20 protein-coding genes are annotated in these 23,333 nt (G+C 73.0%); 6 read left to right on the top strand and 14 right to left on the bottom strand.

The features are described from left to right. Positions 1 to 31 precede the first annotated feature (31 nt). Together SJY07_RS14755 and SJY07_RS14750 are read right to left on the bottom strand one after the other, a co-directional pair. Positions 32 to 1,294: an LLM class flavin-dependent oxidoreductase gene (locus tag SJY07_RS14755; protein ID WP_380160113.1), complete on the bottom strand. Its 1,263-nt coding sequence runs from the start codon at positions 1,292 to 1,294 to the stop codon at positions 32 to 34. An 8-nt stretch (positions 1,295 to 1,302) separates the two neighbouring features. Then, positions 1,303 to 2,244, bottom strand: a complete 942-nt coding sequence (locus tag SJY07_RS14750; protein WP_380160111.1) for an LLM class flavin-dependent oxidoreductase — start codon at positions 2,242 to 2,244, stop codon at positions 1,303 to 1,305. 274 nt (positions 2,245 to 2,518) lie between these two features. On the opposite strand from SJY07_RS14750, the gene SJY07_RS14745 reads away from it, so the two are divergent. Then, positions 2,519 to 3,283, top strand: coding sequence for a GntR family transcriptional regulator (locus SJY07_RS14745; protein WP_380160109.1), 765 nt, complete (start codon positions 2,519 to 2,521; stop codon positions 3,281 to 3,283). A 369-nt stretch (positions 3,284 to 3,652) separates the two neighbouring features. Continuing rightward, entirely contained in the window at positions 3,653 to 3,841 is a 189-nt protein-coding gene (locus SJY07_RS14740) for a hypothetical protein (protein WP_380160107.1), read from the top strand. A gap of 158 nt (positions 3,842 to 3,999) precedes the next feature. On the opposite strand, the gene SJY07_RS14735 is transcribed toward SJY07_RS14740, so the two are convergent. Continuing rightward, a complete protein-coding gene (locus SJY07_RS14735; RefSeq protein WP_380160105.1) occupies positions 4,000 to 4,251 on the bottom strand; it encodes a hypothetical protein in 252 nt (83 codons plus the stop codon). Between the two features lie 56 nt (positions 4,252 to 4,307). On the opposite strand from SJY07_RS14735, the gene SJY07_RS14730 reads away from it, so the two are divergent. Further along, positions 4,308 to 6,827, top strand: a complete 2,520-nt coding sequence (locus SJY07_RS14730; RefSeq protein WP_328293493.1) for an ATP-dependent Clp protease ATP-binding subunit — start codon at positions 4,308 to 4,310, stop codon at positions 6,825 to 6,827. A 51-nt stretch (positions 6,828 to 6,878) separates the two neighbouring features. Here SJY07_RS14730 and SJY07_RS14725 read toward each other — a convergent pair whose 3' ends face one another. From SJY07_RS14725 to SJY07_RS14695, 7 genes are all read right to left on the bottom strand, one after another. Then, positions 6,879 to 7,427 (bottom strand): DUF1062 domain-containing protein, encoded by a 549-nt coding sequence (locus SJY07_RS14725; RefSeq protein ID WP_380160102.1) that lies wholly within the window; start codon positions 7,425 to 7,427, stop codon positions 6,879 to 6,881. 264 nt (positions 7,428 to 7,691) lie between these two features. Next, on the bottom strand, positions 7,692 to 8,144 hold the full coding sequence (gene rplI / locus SJY07_RS14720; RefSeq protein ID WP_328293495.1) for a 50S ribosomal protein L9: 453 nt from the start codon (positions 8,142 to 8,144) through the stop codon (positions 7,692 to 7,694). Positions 8,145 to 8,158: 14 nt separating this feature from the next. Further along, the gene (gene rpsR, locus SJY07_RS14715) at positions 8,159 to 8,395 is read right to left on the bottom strand and encodes a 30S ribosomal protein S18 (protein WP_012085900.1); all 237 of its coding nucleotides are present in this window, start codon (positions 8,393 to 8,395) and stop codon (positions 8,159 to 8,161) included. 167 nt (positions 8,396 to 8,562) lie between these two features. Further along, on the bottom strand, positions 8,563 to 9,180 hold the full coding sequence (locus SJY07_RS14710) for a single-stranded DNA-binding protein (RefSeq protein WP_328293496.1): 618 nt from the start codon (positions 9,178 to 9,180) through the stop codon (positions 8,563 to 8,565). After that, entirely contained in the window at positions 9,180 to 9,476 is a 297-nt protein-coding gene (gene rpsF, locus SJY07_RS14705; RefSeq protein ID WP_328293497.1) for a 30S ribosomal protein S6, read from the bottom strand. Before rpsF ends, SJY07_RS14710 begins: the two co-directional genes overlap by 1 nt. A 235-nt stretch (positions 9,477 to 9,711) precedes the next feature. Then, positions 9,712 to 11,148, bottom strand: a complete 1,437-nt coding sequence (locus tag SJY07_RS14700; protein WP_328293498.1) for a glycosyltransferase 87 family protein — start codon at positions 11,146 to 11,148, stop codon at positions 9,712 to 9,714. 14 nt (positions 11,149 to 11,162) lie between these two features. After that, the gene (locus SJY07_RS14695) at positions 11,163 to 13,436 is read right to left on the bottom strand and encodes a transglycosylase domain-containing protein (RefSeq protein WP_380160098.1); all 2,274 of its coding nucleotides are present in this window, start codon (positions 13,434 to 13,436) and stop codon (positions 11,163 to 11,165) included. A 260-nt stretch (positions 13,437 to 13,696) separates the two neighbouring features. On the opposite strand from SJY07_RS14695, the gene SJY07_RS14690 reads away from it, so the two are divergent. Beyond that, complete coding sequence (locus tag SJY07_RS14690) at positions 13,697 to 15,001, top strand: MFS transporter (RefSeq protein ID WP_380160096.1); 1,305 nt, start codon at positions 13,697 to 13,699, stop codon at positions 14,999 to 15,001. A 19-nt stretch (positions 15,002 to 15,020) separates the two neighbouring features. Here SJY07_RS14690 and SJY07_RS14685 read toward each other — a convergent pair whose 3' ends face one another. The 3 genes from SJY07_RS14685 to SJY07_RS14675 all read right to left on the bottom strand — a co-directional run bounded on the left by SJY07_RS14685 (position 15,021) and on the right by SJY07_RS14675 (position 19,898). Beyond that, positions 15,021 to 16,616, bottom strand: coding sequence for a hypothetical protein (locus SJY07_RS14685; RefSeq protein WP_380160094.1), 1,596 nt, complete (start codon positions 16,614 to 16,616; stop codon positions 15,021 to 15,023). 287 nt (positions 16,617 to 16,903) lie between these two features. Further along, complete coding sequence (locus SJY07_RS14680; protein WP_380160093.1) at positions 16,904 to 17,569, bottom strand: GNAT family N-acetyltransferase; 666 nt, start codon at positions 17,567 to 17,569, stop codon at positions 16,904 to 16,906. Positions 17,570 to 17,618: 49 nt separating this feature from the next. Beyond that, the gene (locus SJY07_RS14675; RefSeq protein WP_380160091.1) at positions 17,619 to 19,898 is read right to left on the bottom strand and encodes a molybdopterin-dependent oxidoreductase; all 2,280 of its coding nucleotides are present in this window, start codon (positions 19,896 to 19,898) and stop codon (positions 17,619 to 17,621) included. A gap of 157 nt (positions 19,899 to 20,055) precedes the next feature. On the opposite strand from SJY07_RS14675, the gene SJY07_RS14670 reads away from it, so the two are divergent. Beyond that, a complete protein-coding gene (locus SJY07_RS14670; RefSeq protein WP_380160089.1) occupies positions 20,056 to 21,930 on the top strand; it encodes a diguanylate cyclase domain-containing protein in 1,875 nt (624 codons plus the stop codon). 3 nt (positions 21,931 to 21,933) lie between these two features. Here the strand turns inward: SJY07_RS14670 and SJY07_RS14665 are convergent, their stop codons facing one another. Beyond that, positions 21,934 to 22,836, bottom strand: a complete 903-nt coding sequence (locus SJY07_RS14665) for a P1 family peptidase (protein ID WP_380160087.1) — start codon at positions 22,834 to 22,836, stop codon at positions 21,934 to 21,936. A 56-nt stretch (positions 22,837 to 22,892) separates the two neighbouring features. Here SJY07_RS14665 and SJY07_RS14660 point away from each other — a divergent pair, with 56 nt between their 5' ends. After that, positions 22,893 to 23,333, top strand: a complete 441-nt coding sequence (locus tag SJY07_RS14660; protein ID WP_380160085.1) for a VOC family protein — start codon at positions 22,893 to 22,895, stop codon at positions 23,331 to 23,333.

Here is a 23,333-nt window from a genome sequence, read left to right as displayed (position 1 = left end):
CGAGCCCCGTCGCTCGATCACCGCGGGGTCGTCAGCCGGGGACGGATGCCGCGAGCTTCTCCCGCAACGTCCCGGGGGCGTACTCGGTCTGGGCCAGTCCACGCCGCTGGAGCTCGGGCACGATCCCGTCCAGGACGTCGGTGAGGTAACGCCGGCTCAGCAGCCCGCCACCGCCGTGGAAGAACAGGAACCCGTCCCCGCCGACGACGTCCATGGCCTCCTCCATCTGGTCCACGACGGACTCGGGGGTCCCGACGAGGGGCAACGACTCCGCCAGGCCGTCCTCGGAGAACGCCTGGCGCAGTGAGGAACCACGGGTCTTCTCCTTCAACTGGTCGAGGAGGCTCTGTGCGCCGTTCGTCGTGGCGTCGGGCGGGACGGGCGAGTCGAGGTCGAAGGCGGCGAAGTCGATCTCGGCGGTGTTCGAGGCGAAGACCACCTTGCGCAGCAGGTTCCGGTCGGTGGGTGCCCACATCCGCGCGCGCCGCTCCCTGGCTTCGGCGTCGGTCTCACCGACGACGGGGGTGACCATGAAGAGGATCCGGCAGGAGTCGGGGTCACGACCGAACCGTTCCATGCGCTCACGCACGGCCCGCCGGTAGGCCGTCATGGCCTCGAGGCCGTGCGGCACGGCGACCACGACCTCTGCGTTGTCGGCGGCGAAGTCCAGTCCCCGGGGCGAGCCACCGGCCTGGCACAACACCGGTGAACCCTGCGGCGGGGCGGGTGCGTCGAACCGGCCGGAGGCGGAGAAGTAGCGTCCGGCGTGCTCGACGGGTGCACCGCTGCCGGCCGCACGCCACAGCTGCCGGACGAGGTCCATGAACTCCGCAGCACGGTCGTAGCGTTCGTCGTGCTCCCAGAGGGACTCCAGGCCGACGTTCTGCGCCGCCTGTTCCTCGAACGACGTGACCACGTTCCAGCCCGCCCGGCCCTGGGACAGGACGTCGAGCGTCGCCTGCAGGCGGGCCAGGTGCGCCGGCGGGTACAGGCTGGTGGACATCGTCGTGACGATGCCGAGGTCGCTCGTCGCTGCGGCGATCGCCCCCGCCAACGGGAGCGGATCGTTCTTGGGGGCCTTCGTCGTCACCATGAACTCCGTGCGGGCGCTCCCCCCGTGGTTCTCCGGGACGACCGAGGAGTCCTCGAGCATGATGAAGTCGAGGCGGGCCCGTTCCAGCGCCCGGGCCATCTCGACGTAGAACTCGCCGTCGGCCCAGCGGGCCACGTCCGGACCCGCCCAGGGGGTGTTCCACGCAGGCGGCATGAAGTTCACGAACCACCCGAGGGTCATCCGCCCGTTCACCGCGGACCGCCCACGACGGCCGGCAGTCGTCGCCGCAGGTGACCGGGTGGGCCGACGACCTCGCCCCACTCGGCCGAGAGGGCGCTCGCGGTTCCCACCACCGTGCGCAGGTCGAGCCTGCCCTGCAGGACGATCCCGTCAGCACCGGTCGCCTCGACCAGACGGGAGATCCCCCGCGCGACCTCGGCGGCACTGCCGTCGAGGCGCACCGACGCACCACCCTCCGCGGGTGGGGTTCCCGTGAGCGCGGCGGTCACCGCCACGAGCACCGGAGCCGGGCGTTCCGCGCGCAGCCGGGTCACGAGTTCCGTCGCCGCCAGGATGTCGGGGGCCCGCGCGAGCACGACGTCGACGGCGGCGGGGGGCGCGGTGGCGGCGGTCGCCGACCCCAGGAGGAGCGGACGACCCTGCGGCGGCGCCGGGTTGTTCAACGGCCCCCGGGAGGAGAAGAACCGTCCCCGCGCTCCGACGGTGTGGACCTTGGTGTGGTCGACGAACACGCCGGTGCGGCGGTCGATCACGACCGCGTCCGGTTCCCAGGAGTTCCACAACGCGCACGCCGTGTCGACGTGCTCGGTCACCGCTGCCGCCCACTCCTCCTCGGGCGCGGTGGCGGCGCACTGCCACCGGGGGGTGTCGTCACGGAGGTCCAGACCCGGTCGGGAGGTGTCCACCAGCCAGCCGGCCCGTCCGTCGGAGACCAGGTCGAGGGTTCCCAGTGCCCGGGCCAGCAGGTACGGCGGCTGGTCGGCGACGGGGAGTCCGGCGACGAGACCGAGGCGGTCGGTGACGCGGGCGATCGCGGTGAGCACGGGAACCGGATCCAGGCGTGCAGTGCCGGGAACCTGGTCGAGGATCAGCAGGTCCACGCCGCAGCGGTCGAGTTCGCGCGCCGCGTCCAGCGGGCCGGCACCGGCGACGGCCGCGTCGCTGGTCACGTTCCAGGCCACGATCCGGGGCCGGGGTGAGGTCGTCGCCACTGCGGTTGCCGCCTTCCACCACGAGCTCGGGACACGTGCAGACCGGCCGTCCGCACCGCCCCATGACGCCAGAGTCGTGTTTCCACGAGGAAACGTCCGCATGTCGTTCGTGTTGCGCGACAGGGGGAACGGAACCCGCGGGCTGTCGACATCGCGGCCCGGGACAGCGGAGGAGCATGATGTCCGCGGATCGTGCGACGGCCGCGTCGACGAGACCGAGGAGGAGGCCACCGTGCCCGAGTTCATCCGCAGTCAGCACCCGCGCTCGGCCGGCGGGACGGCCGGTCTGCGCCAGACCTCCGCCCGCCGCGTCAAGGACCTGCTCCGCTCCGAGGTCCGCTCCGGTCTCGCCGGGCGGGACGCGCAGTTCGTCGAGGACTACCTCGTCTCGGCGTTGGCCGCCTCGCGCACCGCGGTGCGCGAGGCGCTGCAGATGCTGGCCCAGGAGGGCCTGGTCTCCCGTGAGCGCCGCAACGGCACGACGGTGACCCGTGGGGTCGCGCAGTTCCCGCTGGACGACATCCTGGAGTCCGGCGGGGAACGGGTCGGCGTCGAACGCCTCGACCAGCGTTCCGTCCCCTCCACCCCGTTGCTGCGCGGCAAGCTGCAGACGACGGACGAAGAGTTGGGTGTCGTCGAGCACCTGTTCTCCACCCCGGACGGCCCGATCGGGGTTCGCGTGGCCTACTACAGACTCGCGTACAGCCAACCCGAGAGTTGGGCGGAGTGCCCCGACCTGCAGTGGGCGTTCGCCTCGGTCTTCGGCAGTCCGCTGGGCCGCATCGACTCCGTCATCGAGGCGGGTGCGAGCGAACCGAAGACGAGCCGACTGCTGGGCATCCCGGAAGGTTCGCCCGTCCTGGTCCGCGAGCAGCTGCTCGTCGACGCGGACGGGGTTCCGCAGGAGTTCACGTTCGCGCACTACCGCGCCGACCGTGTCTCGTTCTCCAGCAGTTCCGCACTGGCGGTGACCCAGGTCCGTCCGCAGCTCCCGTAGCGGAGGCGGTGACTCGGCACACCTCGATCCGCAGCTCGCCACCTGTTCCGGGCCCCGAGTCACCCCGGGAGCCCTGCTCGACGCCGTCCCGGGCACGTCGTCGCACTGAGCGACGCCGGCGCGATCGTCACCCGTGACCGTCCCGGGGGTCCGGGGCGGCGCAGGCGAGCATCGGGTGCACCGTCCAGGTCCTCGGCATCCGCGATGTCCACGACCTTCCCGTCCCGAGGTGGAGGGCTGACTCGCGCCGCTGCCCGTGCCGGACGACGACACCCTCGAGCAGCACCGCGGTGTGCCCCCTCGGTTCCTGGACCTCACCCGCGGGCAGGTCCTGTTCCACGACCCCGTCGCCGACGCCTTCGTCCCGCGGTGAGGGTCTTCGTGGCCTGGCGGCCGCACGCCGGGGCCGGCGTCCACGCCTCCCTCGTGGTGTTCCTCGTCGCGCTGCCGCTGTGCGGCGGCGTCGCCTCCGGGGTGCCCGTCGAGCTTCGGCCTCGTCAGCAGGACCGTCGGCGGGGACTGCGGGCGCCGGCGCCGTGGTCCTGCTCGCCGGTCTGATCCAGATCGCGCTGAGCCCGGCTCGGCTGCTGGTCGAGGGCCGTCTCGACCGCCGTCGTGCAGGGGGATGCTCGCCGAAACCGTGCTCACGCTGGCGCTGGGTCGGCTGCACCTGACCGCCCGTGACCGCCGTCATCGTCCGCAGCCTGTGGGCGAGGTCACGCAGCGAGGTGGCGATCGCGGTCGTCACCGTCGTCGCGGTGCTGAGCCTGCACCTGCACCTGCACCTGCAGGAACCGGAGCGACTCGACCGGGCGCGCCAGGAGGCAGTAGGCACCCTTGTGGCGCAGCGTCACGCCGGTGGCGGACGGGTCGAGGTGCGACTCCGACCCGACCGGCGACCCCGACGTGACGACGCCCTCAGCGAACGGGGCCCTCTCGGGCTTGCCACCCCCGCCAACGGCACGCATGCTCGGGACTGTGTCCTCGGGCTGAAGGCAGGGGACGGTGAGCCGAGGAGATCGTCGTGTTCGAGAGGTTCACCGACCGCGCCCGCCGGGTCGTCGTCCTGGCCCAAGAAGAAGCGCGGATGCTCAACCACAACTACATCGGGACCGAGCACGTGCTGCTCGGCCTGATCCACGAAGGCGAAGGCGTCGCCGCCAAGGCCCTCGAGTCGCTCGGGGTGTCGCAGGACGCCGTCCGGGCCCAGGTGCAGGAGATCATCGGTCAGGGCCAGCAGGCCCCGTCCGGTCACATCCCCTTCACCCCCCGCGCCAAGAAGGTCCTGGAGCTGTCGCTGCGCGAAGCGCTGCAGCTGGGCCACAACTACATCGGGACCGAGCACATCCTGCTCGGCCTCATCCGCGAGGGTGAGGGCGTCGCCGCCCAGGTGCTTGTGAAGCTCGGCGCTGACCTCAACCGGGTCCGCCAGCAGGTCATCCAGCTGCTGTCGGGCTCCGAGGGCAAGGAGCCCATGAGTGCCGGCGGCGGCGATCAGCAGCGCGAAGGGGTCCCCGCGGGCTCGCTCGTGCTCGACCAGTTCGGGCGCAACCTGACCCAGGCCGCCCGTGAGGGCAAGCTCGACCCGGTCATCGGTCGCGACCAGCAGACGGAACGCGTCATGCAGGTCCTGTCCCGACGGACCAAGAACAACCCGATGCTCATCGGCGAGGCCGGGGTCGGCAAGACCGCCGTCGTCGAAGGGCTCGCCCAGGAGATCGCCCGCGGACAGGTCCCCGAGACCCTGCGCGACAAGCAGATCTACACCCTCGACCTCGGGGCGCTCGTCGCCGGCTCGCGCTACCGCGGTGACTTCGAGGAGCGCCTCAAGAAGGTGCTCAAGGAGATCGGGACCCGCGGCGACATCATCCTGTTCATCGACGAGATCCACACCCTCGTCGGAGCCGGTGCCGCCGAGGGCGCGATCGACGCCGCCTCCATCCTCAAGCCGATGCTGGCTCGTGGTGAGCTCCAGACCGTCGGTGCCACCACGATGGACGAGTTCAAGAAGTACATCGAGAAGGACCCGGCCCTGGAACGTCGCTTCCAGCCGATCCAGGTCCCGGAGCCCACGCTGGCCCACGCCATCGAGATCCTCAAGGGGCTGCGTGACCGCTACGAGGCCCACCACCGGGTGACCATCACCGACGCGGCGCTCGTCGCCGCGGCCACCCTCTCCGACCGTTACGTCAACGACCGCTACCTGCCCGACAAGGCGATCGACCTGATCGACGAGGCCGGCGCCCGGTTGCGGATCCGCCGCATGACCGCACCGCCGGACCTGCGTGAGTTCGACGAGCGCATCGCCGACGTCCGCCGCGAGAAGGAGAGCGCGATCGACGCGCAGGACTTCGAGAAGGCGGCCTCGCTGCGGGACCGGGAGAAGACGGTCATCGCGCAGCGCAAGGAGCGCGAGAAGCAGTGGAAGGCCGGTGACATGGACGTCGTCGCCGAGGTCGACGAGGAACTGATCGCCGAGGTCCTCGCCACCGCGACCGGCATCCCCGTCGTGCGGCTCACGGAGGAGGAGTCGACCCGCCTGCTGAACATGGAGGCGGAGCTCCACCAGCGCGTCATCGGCCAGGACGACGCCATCAAGGCGCTGTCCCAGGCCATCCGACGCACCCGTGCGGGGTTGAAGGACCCCAAGCGTCCCGGTGGTTCCTTCATCTTCGCCGGTCCGACCGGGGTCGGGAAGACGGAGCTGGCGAAGGCGTTGGCGGAGTTCCTCTTCGGTGAGGAGGACGCCCTCATCCAGCTGGACATGTCGGAGTTCTCCGAGAAGCACACCGTCTCCCGCCTCTTCGGCTCCCCTCCCGGTTACGTCGGCTACGAGGAGGGCGGTCAGCTGACGGAGAAGGTGCGGCGCAAGCCGTTCTCGGTGGTCCTCTTCGACGAGGTCGAGAAGGCGCACCCGGACATCTTCAACTCGCTGCTGCAGATCCTGGAGGACGGTCGCCTGACCGACTCCCAGGGCCGCATGGTCGACTTCAAGAACACCGTGATCATCATGACGACGAACCTGGGGACGCGGGACATCTCCAAGGCCTCCGGGCTGGGGTTCGCCGCCGGGTCGCAGACGACGCAGACGAACTACGACCGGATGAAGTCGAAGGTCAACGAGGAGCTCAAGCAGCACTTCCGCCCCGAGTTCCTCAACCGCGTCGACGACATCGTCGTGTTCCCGCAGCTGACGCAGGAACAGATCGTCCAGATCGTGGACCTCATGCTGGCCGGCGTCGAGGACCGCCTGAAGGACCGCGACATGGGTCTCGAGCTCACGCCGTCGGCGAAGGTCCTGCTGGCGACGAAGGGCTACGACCCGGTCCTGGGTGCTCGTCCGTTGCGCCGCACCATCCAGCGCGACATCGAGGACGTCCTGTCCGAGAAGATCCTCTTCGGGGAGTTCCGGGCCGGGCACGTCGTCGCCGTCGACACCGAGGGTGAGGGCAAGGAACAGACCTTCACCTACGCCGCCCACGACCGCACGGTGGTCGAGGACCTGCCGGTGACGGTCCCGTTCGGTGAGGTTCCCGAGGACTGAGTCCCGGGACGACGGCCCGGTCCCCCGCGGGGGGCCGGGCCCGTCGTGCGTTCAGCGCTTGAGCAGGAAGGCGAAGTCGCCGGACACCCTGCCGCGCAGGTCCACCGACGCGACGATCGTCCCGCTCTCGCCCCACCGCTCGACCTGGGCCCGCGACAGTCCGAGGCCGGCGGCGAGGAGACGGACCGGTCGGACGGGGATCCGCGCCTCCACCCGCACCAACACCTCGAGCACCGCGTTCGGGTCCGACGGGACCGACGCTCCGCCGGTGTCCAGCCGCCAGGCGCCTGTCCAGTCCAGGACGACGTGGCGGAGGGCCGGCGCCCCGTGGAGCAGATCCGCGACGAGGTCGACGTCGTTGCGGTGGAGGCGGTTCAGCAGATCCGCCGGCACCCGGCGGACGTGCACCCGTCCCAGCACGGGGACCTTGAGGGTCTCGCCGCAGGTCGTGCAGAGCGCCAGGAGCCAGGCGTCGAGCAGCTTGCCGCTGGCGTTGACGCGGAACCTCCCGCTGGGCGCGAAGCGGTCGTGACCGCACCGGGGGCAACGACGGACGATGAGGGGCAGGCAGGTGGGCGTGACCGCCCAGGTCGTGGGCATGGAGGGGCACCGTTCGGTGAGTTTCCGCAAGCAGGAGGAGCACGCGGCACGGAGCCGGCGCGCGACACATCAGCTCTCGGGAGTTCTCACAGAACGGACAACGGCTCGCCCTCGGTCGACCGGCAGGAAGCGACGACGGTATCGACGCCGCGCGATCGGGGACCACCGCTTTTCGGGGACGGCGGACGGATCGGGCCCGCCGTGGGAACGACGAAGGCCGGCCGCGCAGCGCGCGACCGGCCTTCGTTCAGTGCTGAACCGCTCTCAGGCGGTGGCCTCGACGACGTCGATGGTCACCGTCGCGGAGACGTCCGCGTGCAGACGGACGAGAGCCTTGTGCTGACCGGTCGTCTTGATCGGCTGCAGGATCTCGACCTTGCGCTTGTCGATCGACGGCCCACCGGCGGCGCTCACAGCGTTCGCGACGTCGGACGGGGTCACCGCACCGAACAGGCGGCCACCGCGACCGGTACGAGCGGCGAACGCCACCGTACGAGCCTCGAGCGACTGCTTGACGGACTTGGCCTCGTCGAGGCTGGCGATCGCGCGGGCCTTGCGGGCCTTGCTGATCGTCTCGACCTGCTTCTCGCCACCCTTGGTCCACGGAGTGGCCAGGTTGCGGGGAAGCAGGAAGTTGCGGCCGTAGCCGTCCTTGACCTCGACGATGTCGCCGGGGGTCCCGAGGCCGGAGACCTCGTGGGTGAGGATGAGCTTCATCTCGTTCCCCCTTCTCAGCGCGCGGAGCTGCTGTAGGGCAGCAGCGCCATCTCACGAGCGTTCTTGATCGCCTTGGCGATCTGACGCTGCTCCTGGACGGACACACCGGTCACCCGACGAGCGCGGATCTTGCCGCGGTCGGAGATGAACTTGCGCAGCAGCGCAGTGTCCTTGTAGTCGACCGCCTCGATCTTGGCGGCCTTGAGCGGGTTCTGCTTCTTCTTGGGCTTGCGCACGGGCACCTTGGCCATCGTGGTGCTCCCCTCTCGTGAGAGCCCAGGGGTTCAGACCTGGGATGACGTCTTGTGTGCGACCTGGCGGACGGCGACGGGGTCGCTGTCGTGAGGTCGATGAGACGCGGGTCGCGGAGGACTGGCCTCCGGGTCACCGGTCTCTCTGAATGCCGCAGTCCAGTCGCTCAGAACGGCGGGTCGTCGTTGGACGCGCCGCCCCAGCCACCGCCGCCACCGGAAGCGTTTCCGCCGCCGGACGGGCCGGTCGCCCAGGGGTCGTCCTGCTGCTGCGGGGCGCTGCCGCCGGAACCGCCACCCCAGCCGCCGCCACCGCCGCCGGAGTTGCCCCCGCCGGAGTTGGCGCCGCCGGAGCCGGAGCCGCCGGAGAACCCTCCGCCACCGCCGCCACCGAAACCGCCGCCACCACCACTACCGCCGCGGGAGGTCTTGTTGACCTTCGCGGTGGCGTAGCGCAGCGAGGGGCCGACCTCGTCGACCTGCATCTCGATGACGGTCCGCTTCTCGCCTTCCTTCGTGTCGAAGGTCCGCGACTGCAACCGACCGGTCACCACGACCCGCGTGCCGCGCGTGAGCGACTCGGCGACGTTCTCCGCCGCTTCGCGCCAGATCGCGCAACGCATGAACAGCGTCTCGCCGTCCTTCCACTCGTTCGACTGACGGTCGAACGTGCGGGGCGTCGAGGCGACCGTGAAGTTGGCCACCGCGGCACCCGACGGGGTGAAGCGCAGTTCGGGGTCGTTCGTGAGGTTCCCGATCAGCGTGATGACGGTTTCACCCGCCATCAGGCAGCCTCGGCTCGCAGAAGCTTGGTGCGCAGCACACCCTCGTTGAGGTTCAGCTGGCGGTCGAGCTCCTGCGCGACGGCGGGCTCGGTGGTGAGCTCGACGACGGCGTAGATGCCCTCGGACTTCTTCTTGATGTCGTAAGCGAGCCGACGGCGGCCCCAGATGTCGACCTTGCCGACCTCGCCACCGCCCTGACGAACGACGTTGAGGAAGCGGTCGAGGGACGGGGCGACCGTCCGTTCTTCCAGTTCCGCGTCGAGGATCACCATGAGCTCGTACTGACGCGCGCTCATTCCCCACCTCCTTCGGTCTCATGCGGCCACGGTCTCTCCGTGGCAGGAGGGTCTCGGTGCGTGTCTTCCCCCACCCGCTCACAGGTGCGAACGGTCGGGGAACCACACGAGTCTACCGGCCCCAGGACGCCCACCCTGCCGCAGCGGCCGGACGGGCCCCTGCGGTCCTCCACAGGCGGGGGCCGCGGTCGGGCCTGTGCACGCACGGACGACGCGGACGGCGGCGGACGGCGCCTCAGGCGACGCGCACGACCAGCGCGTCGGGCGCCCCGTCGAAGTCGCCACCGGTCGGGTCGTCCAGTCCGCGGGTCGCGCGGACGGCGTCGGTCGACGGCGTCCGCACCTCGCGCACGACGCAGACCACCAGCCAGGCGATCGCGGCCAGCCGCACGAGGAGGACCATCGCGTACAACTCGGGCGGCAACGCCCGGTTGGTGTTGGTCTGCCCCGCGATGTAGAGCCAGACGGCCCCGAAGTAGGCCCCTTCGGCCACCCACCAGAGCACCTGGTCGCGCCAGCGGGGGACCGCCAGGGCGGCCAGCGGCAGCAGCCACAACGCGGCCTGCGGGGGGAAGGACACCCCGAGCGCGCAGTAGCCGGCGACCAGCAGGAACGCGACCTGCACCAGCCGGGGACGTCGCGGCGCCCACAGCACGAACACCCCGACGAGGACGGTCCAGACGACCCACGCACCGATGGTCAGGACCACGACGGCGGGGCCCGGCAGACCGGAGGTGTTCGTGGCGTCGACGGCCTGCTGGGCCAGTTGCGGCAGGACCCAGAGCGATCCGTACCCGGCGCGCTGGTCGAAGAACGCCCGCAGGTAGGCGCTCCAGGCGTCGACGTTCGTCACGGCGAACGGCAGGTCGACGGCGAGCCACGCCGCGAGCGCGGCGCCCACCGTCGTCGCCGCCCCGCGGAACCGGCCGGTGCGCACCGCGAGCAGCACGATCGCGAGCAGGATCAGCACCGGGTAGGTGCGGGTCGCGACGGCGAGACCCAGCAGGATCCCCGCCGGCACCGGACGGCGTCGGGCCCAGCAGGCCATCCCGGCGGTGGCCAGCGCGACGCCGGCGAGGTCGAAGGACAGCAGGGCCGAGAGCGCCAGCACGGGACTGACGGCCACGAGCAGCGCGTCCCAGCCGCGACGGCGACCGGCCATCGTCCAGACCGCGATCGTCACGACCAGGGCCGCCACGAGCAGCAGGACCGTCGAGAGGTCGAAGTAGACCCGCTGCGCGGTGACCGTCACCTCGTGCGGCGCGAACCGGGCGACGAGCCAGGCCAGCGCGGAGGTCACCGGCGGCTGGTTCAACGAGACACCGTCGGCGTAGGGGCCGAGGCCGTTCGCCAGTCCCGAGGACGTGTAGACGACCGGCAGGTCGGTGTAGCAGGCGTGGACGAACTGGTCCGGGGTGTTCCAGCCGAGGGTGCGGCAGTGGTGCTTGCCGACGGCGCCCAGCGCGACGGCGACCGCCGTCAGCGACACCGCGACGGGGAGCGCTCGCGCCCACCACGGGCCGTCACCGGCGAGGCGACGGCCGGCCGGACCGCCGAGGACCTCGCTGCCCGCACGGGCCAGGGCGTCCACCGCGGTCGGCGGGACCGAGGGGACCTGCGGAGGCTTCGCCGGGGTGGCAGGGCCGGTGTGACCGGGGGACTCGGTGCTCACCCCCTCAGCTTCCCCTACCCGGCGCTCGCGGCGCTCGCGGCACCGGTGGCGGCCGCGGCGTCCTGGGTCGCGGCGGCAGCGCCCTGGCCACCGGGGTTCCCGCCGTCACCGCTGCCCCCGGACGAGGACGAACTGCTGCTCGACGAGGACGAGGACGACGAGGAGGAAGAGCTCGAGGAGCTGCTGGGGGAACCGGACGGCGTCCCGGTCGGGCTGCCGGTGGGGTCACCCGTCGGGGAGTCCGTCGGGGTCTGCGTCGCGGTGTCCGTCGGGGAGTCCGTCGGGCTGTCCGTCGGGGACTGCGAGGTGGTCGAGGACGACGACCTCGAGGAGGACGAGCCGCTGGACGTCGACCCCTTCGAGACGCCGACGTTCGCGCGCGCCGGGAAGTCCTCCTCGTCGACGCCCTGGAGGGCGGCCTTCATGAAGGCCGTCCAGATGCGCACCGGGTAGGAACCACCGGTGACCTCACCGCCACCGAGGTCGAGGGAGACGTTCTTCGTGCCGTCGGGGCTGGTCTGGAACAACGCGACGGAGGCGGCGAGGTTCGGCGTGAACCCCGCGAACCAGGCCGCCAGGTTGTCGTTCGTGGTGCCCGTCTTCCCCGCGGCGGGACGGTTCAGCCGTTTGGCGTAGGAACCCGTCCCGGACTGCACGACCTGCTCCATGGCGTAGGTGGCGTCGGCGGCCACGTCGGCGGGGAACGCCTGCGTCGTCGTGGGCGACGCGGTGTAGGTCCGGGTGCCGGAGGTGTCGTCGATGCTGGCGATGGTGTGCCACTGGGTGCGGGTGCCCTGGGCCGCGAACGTCGCGTAGGACTGGGTCACGTCGATCGGGTGCGGCGACGCGGTGCCGAGGACGTTGGCGATGTACTGGTCCCCGGCCGTCCCCGTGGCGGAGTCCTCCGGGTACCCGGCTGCGACGGCGACGTCCCGGGTCTTCGCGGGAGTGACCTCTTCGTTGAGCTGGGCGTAGACGGTGTTGACCGAGTGCTCGGTGGCCGTGACGAGATCGATGGTGCCGAACTGCTCGCGACCGAAGTTCTTGAACGGGTTCCCGTCCACCGTCTGCGGGCTGGACCCGTTGAAGGTGGTCTTCAGCGAGTATCCCTGTTCCAACCCGGCCACGAGGGCGAACGGCTTGAACGTCGAACCGGCCTGCGCGCGGGCCTGCGTCACGTCGTTGAACTGCGTGGTGAGGTAGTCCGCACCGCCGTACATGGCCCTGACCCCACCGGTCTTGGGGTCGATCGCGGACAGCGCGACGTGGAAACCCTCCGGCCGCTTCGCCGGCAACTGGTCCGCGACGGCGGCCTCGGCCGCCTTCTGGGAGTTCACGTCGAACGTCGTGACGATCTTCAGCCCGCCGCGTTCGATGTCCTCCTCGGACAGCCCCACGGTCCCGGAGAGTTCGTTCTCGACGGTCTTCAGCAGGTACCCGTTCGTGCCGGACCACTGCGTGTTCGGCTGCTGCTCGATGGTGTCGGGCAGACCGGCGGTCGCGCGGTCGGCCGCCGACAACCAGCCCTCGGTGACCATCCCGTCGAGGACGTACTCGACGCGCGCCTTCGCGGCCGCGGCCTGCGTCTCGCCCTTGCGCGGGTCGTAGTTGCCGGGGCCCTTCAGGAGGGCGGCGAGCAGCGCGCCCTGCGACACGTTCAACTGCGCGGCGTCGACCCCGAAGTAGGCCTGCGACGCGGCCTGGATCCCCCACGCCCCACGACCGAAGTAGACGGTGTTCAGGTAGTTCTCGAGGGTCTCGTCCTTCGTCTGCTGCTGGTCGATCTTCAGCGAGATGAAGAACTCCTCGAACTTCCGCTTGTAGGACTGCTCGGCGGAGAGGTAGTAGTTCTTGACGTACTGCTGGGTGAGCGTCGAGCCGCCCTGGCTCGTCCCGTCGCTCACGTTGGTCCAGACCGCCCGCGCGATGCCCGTCGGCGACACGCCGCGGTTGTCGTAGAAGCTGCGGTCCTCGGCGGCGAGGACGGCCTTCTGGACGCTGTCCGGCACCTGGTCCAGCGACACGTTCTCGCGGTTGCGGGCCGCGAACGTGCCGATCACGGTGGTGCCGTCGGAGTAGTAGACGGTGCTGGTCTGGGCGTCGGCGAGCTTGTTCGGGTCGGGGACCTTCACCAGCGCGTAGGCGGCGGCGAACCCGCCGACGGCGAGCGCGATGCCGGTGAGGAAGAGCCCGAGGAGCCAGCCGAGGATCGTGCGACGGCGCGGACGACGCTTCGGAGCGCCCCGACGCGGGGTCGGCGAGCTGGGTGCGGGTCGTCGTGCGGCCACGTGTGTCTGGTCCTCCGGCGGTCGTGCGCGTCGGCGCGGGGACTCTCTCCCGCGCCGGTCGCGTCCTGGGTGCTGCCGATCCATCGGCTGCGCGCGGCGCGGCCTTCGGCACCACGCCCTGGGTGCTTGACCTTCCCAGTATGCGTCGAGCCGCGGGTGCCGCCCGCCGCCGGTGCTGGGCCGACCGGGTGTGCACCACACCTCCACAGCCCTCTCGGCAACCCTCCCGAGGTCGCCCGGTGATCGCTACGGTGTGGCGCGTGCCGACCGCGGAGACCACGTCGCAGAGCGGGGTGCTGCACGAGCTGGGCGGGCTGCTGCGCACCGGCCGCTACCGCCACCTCATGGGGGTGCGCCTCACGGGGCAGGCCTGTGACGGGATCTTCCAGGCCGGGTTGGCGTCGCTGTTCTTCTTCTCCCCCGAGCGGCAGGCGACGCCGGCGGGGGTCGCGTTCGCAGCGGCCGTGCTGCTGCTGCCGTTCACCGTCGTCGGTCCGTGGGCGGGGGTGCTGCTGGACCGCACGTCCCGCCGCTCGGTCCTGGGCCACGGGAACCTGCTGCGGGGCGGGTTGGCCCTCGTCGCGGCCGGGGCCCTGTTCACGGGGGCCGGCGACGTGGCGGTGGGGGTGCTGGCCTTGGCGGTGCTGTCGGTGAACCGCGCCCTGCTGGCGGGGTTGTCGGCGGCGTTGCCGCACGTGGTGGCGCCGGAGCGCTTCGTCCTGGCGAACTCGGTGACCCCGACGGCGGGGACCGTCGCGGCCGGGGCCGGCGCCGTCGCGGCGGTCGGGGTGACGGCCGTCGTCGGGCCGGGTGGTGGGGCGGACGTCGCGGCGCTGCTGGTCGCCGCGATCGGCTACGTCGTCGCCGGTGGCCTGGCGCTGCTCTTCCCCCGGGAGCTGCTGGGGCCGCCACCGGGTTCCGCGGGGACGTCCGCGCGGGGGTTCCGCGCCGGCGTCGCGGACGTCGTGGCGGGGGTGGCGCACCTGCGCGACCGGCTTCCCGCGGCGGGTGCCCTGGGGTTGATCGCGTGGCACCGCTGGTCCTTCGGGCTGACGACGGTGGCGATGGTCGTGCTGTGCCGCACCACGTTGGCCGACGTCGACGACCCGGCGGCCGGGTTGGCCGCGTTGGGGCTGCTGCTGGGGGCGGTCGCGGCGGGGTCGGGGGCCGCGGCGGTCCTGGCGCCGTGGGGGGCCAGGCGCGGACGGGTCCACGCCTGGATCCGGGTCTGCCTGCTCGTGGCGGGTGCGGCTCAGGTCGCGATCGGGCTGACGCAGTCGCCGGTCGCGCTGGCGGTGGCGGCCGGCTTCCTCGGGCTCGGGGGTCAGGGCGCGAAGATCGGCGTCGACACCGTCGTCCAGCGCACGGTCGACGACGCCTTCCGCGGGCGGGTCTTCACGGCCTACGACCTGGTGTTCAACGTGAGCTACTGCCTGGCGTGCGCCGCGGCCGTCGTGCTCGTACCCGCCGACGGCCGGCTCGGCGGGGTCGCCGTGGTCCTGGGCGTCGGCTACGGCGTCTGCGCGCTGACGCAGGGCCGCGGCCGGGCCCGGGTCGCGGACTGAGGGCCGACCGGGAGGTCGGCTAGGGGGTCGGCTCGCCGACGGGGGTCGGCAGGCCGCCCAAGGTCATCGTCGGTCTGCTCGACGGGGACGCCGACCCGCCCGGTGGGGTGCTGCTCGGCGGGAGGGACCCGGTGCCGCCGGGCGAGGTCGGGCCGGTCGTCGTGGGAGGGGTGGACGTCGGTGGGGTGGACGTCGGCGGGGTGGACGTCGGTGGAGTGCTGGAGGGTCCGCCCGGGGTGCGGGTCCCCTGCGGCAGCGGCGGGGCGCCGATCCCCCCGCCGACTCCACCCGAGGGCGGGATCACCGAGGTCGTCGGCGTCGCGGCCGGCGGGACGACGGGCGCGGTCGTCTGCGCGAGCGCGGGCGGTGCGGCCGCGGGGGGGAGCGAGGGCGGCGGCACGAGGGCGGGGTCGGTCGGTGGGACCGAGGCCCCCGTCGTGGCGGAGGTGGACGACGACGACCGCCGGGTCGAGGGGGCCTGCGCACCGGAGGACGTGCTCGAGGACCCGTCGGTGGCCGCGGGAGCGGCCGGCGCCGACGACGTCGGCAGGGAGTCCGCCGTCCGGGGCGGCTGGACGATCGCGACCGGGTTGGGGACGTCCTTCAACCGGCCCTGCTGCACGGCCGCGATCGCGACGGCCGTCCCCGCGGTGGCCAGGAGCAACGCGCCGACCACGACGACGACCGGCCGCTTGGGCAGCGACCGTGCCTCGCGCGCGACCGGGGCCGCGAGGACCGCGGGCGGGAAGTCGGTGCCGTCGTAGGGGTCCAGCGAAGGACGCGGTTCGACGAAGGCGCGCATCCCGTTCACCCACGCGGGCAGGCGGTCGGGGCGCTGGGCGGGGTCGGCGGACAGCGCCTGCAGCAGGAGGTGGCCGAGTCCCGGGTGCTGGGCCGTCAGCGTCGCCGCGGCGAGCTGCCGCTTCACCAGGGCGGGGTCGAGGACACCGTCCGGGGAGGTCGAGGGCGGCATGCCGGTGAGGATCAGGACGGCGGTCGCACCGAAGCCGAAGACGTCGCTGGCGGCCGAGGGCAGCGCCCCCTCGCGGACCTCCGGGGCGGTGTAGGCGCCGACGGAGCGCTGCGCGACGGGACCGCGGCGCAGGCCGCCGAGGCTGGCGCCGGAGAGCCGGACCCCGTCCGCGGGCCAGAACCCGCCGAGGCGGACCGAACGCGGGGTGATGTCGCCGTGCACGACGGGCGGGGCGTCCTCGGAACCGCGGTGCAGTTCCTGCAGGACGCCGGCGGCGGTCGCGAGGACGGTGAAGCGTTCCTCGACGCTGGCGCCCGGGTCGTCGCGCAGCCAGTCGGCGACGGAGCGCCCCGCGGCCTGCTCGAGGACGGCGTAGTTCCACTCCCGGGCGTCGGGGTCGGCCCGGCCCGGCCGGTGCGGGGCGGGGCCCGCGAACGTGGAGACGACCCCGGCCAGGCGGGCGTGGCGGACCCGGGCGAGACCGGCGGCGCGTTCGCGCCACAGCACCTCGGGCGGGGTCGTGACCACGTCGTCGCCGTTGTCGTCGCCCTCGTGCACGACCTCGAGGCCGTCGGTGACCGTCGGCCGCAACGCGGCCAGGGTGAACAGCGCCTCACCGGTCGCGGCACGGTGGTCGATCACGTGCCACGCCTCGTCGGCGCCTTCGGCCTCACCGAGCAGCTCGTACCGGTCCGGATCGTCAGCGGGTCCCGCGTGGTGACGGACGAGCGAAGGAGCGTCGGATGAGGTCAGCCTGTCGTCAGGCCAGCCCTCGGTCGTCACCTGCGGCACCTCCGCACCTCGGCGGTGCCGCGCCTCAGGACGAGGGCGCACCGTGTTCGGGGCTCCATGATGCCCCACGCGGAGCAGCGCTCGGACCCGAACGCAGCACTCACGGGACGAAACCTTGAAGTTCACCGGCCGGCGCGCTATGGGACACCCGGGACGAGCGCGGCGCGGGCGGGTTCCACGCCCTGCAGGCGCACCTCGCGGCGGGGTCCGGCCGCCCAGTCGGCGACGTCGAGGCGCAGGCGCTGCTGCACCGCGACACCTCCCCTGCGCACGCTCCGGTGCTGTCCGTCCTCCCGGTAGCCGAGCCGGCGCGAGACCGCGAGCGAACGCGGATTGTCGAGGTAGGCCTCGCTGCGGGCGCAGACCGCGCCGAACCCCTCGAACGCCAGGTGCAGGACGGCCGCCCGCATGAGCGGTCCGGTCCCGCGGCCCTGGTGCTCCAGGCCGAGCCAGGACCCGGTGACGACCTCGCGCAGCACGGGGAACCCGTTCGCCTCCAGGGACTGCGTCCCGACGACGACCCCGCCCCGGCGGACGACGAAGTCGAGGCGCCACGCCTGCGGTGACCAGCCGCTCCAGCCGCTGAGCTGCCAGCGCAGGGTCCGGCGGGCGCGTTCGGCCGGTTCGCCGTCGGTCCAGGGGTTCGCGAAGGGCATGGCGCCGGGGGCGTGGACGCCGCGGGCCGCGACCGCGGCGAGTTCCACGACCCCGTCGAGGTCCCCGGTGCGCAGTTCGACGTCACCCTCGGGGTCCGGCACGACGAGGCGGAGGTCGGCGAAGGGGTGCAGGTCGACGGGGAGCACGTCGCGAGCCTGCCGGGTTCCCCGACCCCGGGGCCAGCCGTTTCCGCCGCTACGGCTGGTCGAAGATCGTCACCCGCGGCGGAACTCCGTCGAAGGCGCTGACCTGGACCGTCGCGTGCTGACCGGTGCAGGCCTGCGCGAGCCGGGAGGAACCGACGTCGCGGGTGAGGACGTTGACGTTGCCGTACCCGCAGGTGACCCCGGCCGCGGCCCCCGCGACGGGGTCGAACCAGGAACCGGTGGACATCTGCACGACGCCCTCCCGGACGGCGTCGGAGACGACGAGTCCCCCCAGGCAACTGCCGCGGCGGCTGCGCAGCACGACGACCTGACCGTCGTGCAGTCCCCGGGCGGCGGCGTCGCGGGCGTGCATGCGGACGGGTTCGCGGCCGGCGACCTTGCCCGCCTGCGACGTCGCGCCGTGGTCGAGCTGGCTGTGCAGCCGCGTCGCGGGGTTGTTCGCCACCAACCGCAGCGGGAACTCCCCGTCGGGTTCCTCCTCGGGCGCCAGCCAGACGGGGTGGCCGGGGCAGTCGTCGTAGCCGAAACCCGCGATGGTGCTCGAGTGCAGTTCGATCCGGCCGCTGGGGGTGCGCAACGGGAACGTCTCCGGGTCCGCCCGGAAGGAGGCGAACATGACCTTCTCGCCGGGTTCGACGGGCAGCGCGAACTCCCCCGCGGCGACGAACTCGGCGTAGGTCGGGGCGAGGATCCCGGCCCGGGCCGCCGGGCCGGAACGCCACTCCTCGTAGAGGTGCTCGACCCACTCCTGCGCCGTGCGCCCCTCGGTGAACCGGTCACCGACGCCGAGGCGCCGCGCGAGGTCGGCGAGGACGGCGTGGTCGTCGCGGGCCTCGCCGAGGGGGGCGTGCACCCGGCCCATCGCGATGAGCCGGTCGTCGTAGCGGGCGGCGCCGATGTCGTCGCGTTCCAGGGTCGTCGTCGCGGCGAACACGACGTCGGCGTGGCGGGCGGTGGAGGTCCAGAACGGGTCGTGGACGATGACCGTCTCGGCCGCGCGGAACGCGCGCTGCAGGCGCTGCAGGTCCTGGTGGTGGTGGAAGGGGTTGCCCCCCGCCCAGTGCACGATCCGCAGGTGCGGGTAGTCCTCGTGCCGACCGTCGACCTCGTACGGTTCGCCGGGGTGCAGCAGGGCGTCGGAGATGCGGGCGACGGGGATGCGGACCCGCAACGGGTCGGCGAACTGCGGGAACGTCGGCAGCGGGTAGCTGCCGGCGCGTTTCCCGACACCACCGGTGGAGGCGTAGCCGTGCCCGAAACCGCCCCCGGGCAGGCCGATCTGGCCGATCATCGCGGCGAACGCGACGGCGGCCCACAGGGGTTGCTCCCCGAACCGGGCGCGGGCCACGGACCAGCTGACCATGACCATGGTCCGGCCGCGGACGGCACGGCGGGCGAGGTCGCGGATGCGCCCGGCGGGGATCCCGCAGATCTCCGCCGCCCACTCCGGGGTCTTCTCGATCCCGTCGTCGCCCCCGCGCAGGGAGTGCAGGAACTCCGGCGAACCCGCGGTGTGCGTCGCGAGGAAGTCCGCGTCGCAGGTGCCGTCGGTGAGCAGGACGTGGCACATCGCCAGCAGCAGCGCCGTGTCGGTCCCCGGGACGACGTCGAGCCAGTCGGCGTCGAGCTCGGTGGCGAGGTCGTCGCGCAGCGGGGACACCAGGACGAACTCGGCGCCGCGCGCCTTCGCCGACCGCAGCCGCCCGGCCACCTCGTGCCGGCTGATGCCGCCGCTGGCGACCTCGGAGTTCTTCGCAGGCAACCCGCCGAAGGCGATGACGAGGTCGCTGTGGGCCTCGACGCTGCTCCACGCGGTGGGCGAGATCAGCGGTTCCTGGCTGCCGACGATCCGCGGCATCAGCACCTCACCGACGCCGTGGCTGTACGTCCACGTGGAGCGGACGGCACCGCCCAGGACGTTGGAGAACCGGTGCAGCTGGCTCTGGGAGTGGTGGAAGCGGCCGGCGCTGGCCCAGCCGTAGGACCCGGCGTAGACGGCCCGCGGGCCGTGCTCCGCGAGCACCCGGGTGTAGTCGGCCGCGACCCGGTCGAGCAGTTCGTCCCACCCGACGGCGAGGAACTCGTCGCGGCCCCGGCGCTCGTCGGGTCCGGGTCCGTCCTCCCACCAGCCGCGGCGCACGTGCGGTCGCAGCACCCGCGCCGTGGGGGTGGCCGCGACCGGGACGTTGTGCAGCAACGACGACGGCGCCGGGTCGTCGGGGTGCGGGGTGACCCGCAGCCCCTCGCCGTCGGAGGTGGCGTGGAAGGCCCCCCAGTGGGAGGAGTGCGGGATCCCGGAGCTGCTCACCGCCCCAGGATCGCCGATGCGGCGGGTCGCTCGGGGCGCGCGTCGCTCCCCCGCCGCGGGAGCGGGTCGACGACGGTCCGGTACCGGCGTGGTCACGATTCGGATTCACCCGGACGGAGTACTCAAGTCCGCGGCCGGACCTGCCGAGGAGGGGGTCATGATCGCGAGAGTCCACGACCTCCGGACGGGTGGCCACACCGTCGACCGTTCGGACGAACGGACGGAGCAGCCGCAGCGCCTGCGTGGCGGCGGCGTCCGGCTCGGGGTCACGACCGCCGTCGTCGTGGCGGCCCTGTCGGTGGTGGCGCCGTTCCTGGCCGGGTCCGAGGGCCCGGCCGGCGTCGTCTGGTGGCCGGCCGCGGGGGCGGCGCTGGCCCTGGCGGTGCGCCGACCGGCCCGGCGGTGGTGGTGCGTCGCCGGGACGCTCGTCGGGGCCCTGGCCGCGAGCAAGCTCCCCGGCGGGGTCGGGGACGGGGCCACGGTGCTCGCGAGCGCGCAGGCGCTGCAGTGCGGGGTCGGCGCTGCCGTCGTCTCCGTGCTCGGCCGAGGGGAGTCTGCGAGCTCGCGCACCGGTCTGCGCCTGCGACGGGGTCGTGACGCGTGGCGCCTGACCGCCGGCGCACTGGCCGGGGTGTCCGCAGCCGCGCTGCTGCTGCAGACCTCGGAGTCCGGCAGCGCGGTGGCCTACGCCCTCAGCCAGCTGCTGGGCATCCTGCTCGTCGCACCGCTGATGCTGATGCCCCGCCCGCCGCGGGCCGGCACCGGGGACCACCGCGCCCGGGCCGCGATCTCGGAGTGGCTGCTCGTCCTGATCCTCTCCGCCGTCGTCTCCGCCGCGGTCCTCCACCGCGGTGCCGTGGGACCCTGGTCGTTCCTCGTCGTGCTGCCGATCCTCTGGGGCGCAGCCCGTCTCGGGGTCGGCCGCGCGCTCTCCTGCCAGCTCGTCGTCGCGGTGATCGCGACCGCCGGGGCCGGCGTGCACCCCGCCGGCGGGCAGGGGCCGGTGGCGCTGCAGGCGCTGCTCTTCACCTCCGGCGCCGTCGCGCTGGTCATGTCGCTGGTCGTGCGCTCCCGCGAACGGGCCGTCGTCACCGCCTCCCGCCGCGAGGAGGTGTTCCGCCGGACCTTCGACGACGCCCTCCTCGGGGTCGCGCTGCTGCGGCTGCGCCCGGACGGTTCGGCCGTCGTCGCCCGCGTCAACGACCGTCTGCAGTCGATGCTCGGGGTCGAGGTGGAGGTCGGTTCCGACTGGGCCGAGCAGGTCCACCCCGACCAGCGCGGGACCTTCGTCGCGGCCGTCGCCGAGATGGCCGACGAGGTCGTCGCCGGTCGCAACGCCCACTGGCACGCCGAGCTCCAGCACGGTGACGGGGAGGTCTGGCTGGAACTGGCGGCAGCGGCCTGGCCGACCCCGGGCGAGAACGGTCCGGGCGAGGTCGGCGCCGTCGTCCAGGTCGCCGACGTCACCCAGCGTCGCCTCGTCCAGCGCCGCCTGCGCGAGGCCGCGCTGCACGACCCGCTGACCGGCCTGCCCAACCGCACCCTCCTCGAGGACCGGCTGCGGCACGCGCTGTCCGCCGCCCACCGCAGCGGCAACCACGTCGCGCTGCTCTACTGCGACCTCGACGACTTCAAGCCCGTCAACGACACCGGTGGCCACGCCGCCGGCGACCACGTCCTCATCGGTGTCGCCGAGCGCCTCGCCGCGGCCGTCCGTCCCGGCGACACCGTGGCCCGCCTCGGGGGCGACGAGTTCGCCGTCGTCTGCCCCGACCTGCCCGACGAGGCCGCCGCGGCCGCCGTCGCCGAACGCGTCGTCGCCGCGATGACCGACCCCTTCCCCGTCGCCGGCTGGGAGTTCAAGGTCGGCATCAGCGTCGGGCTCGCGATGGCGGACCTCGACCAGGACGCCGCGCGCGTCCTGCAGCAGGCCGACGCCGCGATGTACGAGGCGAAGGGTTCCGGCAAGGGCCGGGTCCGCAGCGCCGGCCCCGTCGCCCGCACCATCGACCTGCGCCACGCGGGCGCCTGAACCTCAGCCCGGGTAGCGCGCGAACGGACCGACCGTCTCGGCGCTCGCGATGCCGTCCAGCACCGCGTCCCGCACGACGTCGGCGGTGACCCGCTGCAGGTCCACGAGTTCGTGGACCCGGGCGGCCCGCTCCGCCGCGAGCGGGACCGTCCCCGTCGCGAGCGCGAAGACGGTGTCGCCGTCGGCGAGGGTGTGCACGGGGTTCAGCGCCCGGGCCAGGCCGTCGTGGGCGACCGTCGCGGTCCGCGACGTCTCCGCCGGGTCGAGCAGCGCGTTCGTGGCGACCACGACGAGCGTGGTGTTCAGCGGCCCCGGTTCCACGGGTCCGGCAGCAGGCCCCGCCACGGGCAGCCCCACGGCGTTGACGACCGCGAGCGCCGCCACGACCACCTCGCCCGAACGCGCCGAGGCGGACCCCACCCCGCCCTTGAACCGGCCCCCGACGACCGCACCGGTCCCGGCGCCCACGACCCCGCGCTCGACGGGGCCGGGGTGGGCGGAAGCGGCTGCGTCGTAGCCCATCTGCTCGGTGGGGTGGTGGCCGAAGACCCCACCGCGACCGAGGTCGAAGACCGCCGCGGCGGGCACGATCGGGACGACCTCGCCCGGGCCGGGACCGACGGGGAACCCACGGCCCCGCTCGGCGAGCCACCGCTGCACGCCGTGGGCGGTGACGAGGCCGTAGGCGGAACCTCCGGCGAGCACGACGGCGTCGACCGTCGGCACGAGGGTCCGCGGGTCGAGGGCGTCGGTCTCGTGGGTCCCGGGCCCGCCGCCGCGCACGTCGACCCCGCCGACGGTGCCCGGGGGGACGAGGACGGCGGTGACCCCGGTGAGCCAGCCGTCGCCCCGGCGGGTGACGTGGCCGACCTCGAGGCCGGGGACGTCGGTGAGGGAACCGTTCACCGCGCCCACGCTAGTTCCGCCGCGCGGGAACGGACGCTGGGGGTGAACGTGGCGCCATGACGAACGCGCCCTCCGCCCGCCCGACGGGCATCCACCACGTCCGGCTCACCGTCACCGACATCGCCCGCTCGAAGTCGTTCTACGAGGACGTCTTCGGAGTCCACCCCGTCGTCGACTTCAGCGACCGCGTCGACGAGACCGGAGTTCGCGAGGACCCGGAGAAGATGTTCGGCGGGTGCGCCTTCGCGGTAGGCGACCAGATCCTCGGCCTGCGCCCGGTCGCCCCGGCCGGCGACACCTTCGCCTCCACCCGGGTGGGCCTCGACCACCTCAGCCTCGCCGTGGCCACGACGGCGGACCTCGCCGCGGCGGCCGAACGGTTGGCCGAACGCGGTGTCGCGCACGGCGAGATCGTCGAACTCACCGACATGGGCATCGCGATCCTGTCCCTGCAGGACCCCGACGACATCAACCTGGAACTGACCGCGCCCCTCTGA

This window comes from Kineococcus sp. R86509, assembly GCF_042466365.1.
Classification (GTDB): Bacteria; Actinomycetota; Actinomycetes; order Actinomycetales; family Kineococcaceae; genus Kineococcus.
Note: the sequence above shows the minus strand (reverse complement) of the source record. Positions and strands in the feature narration are given on the sequence as shown.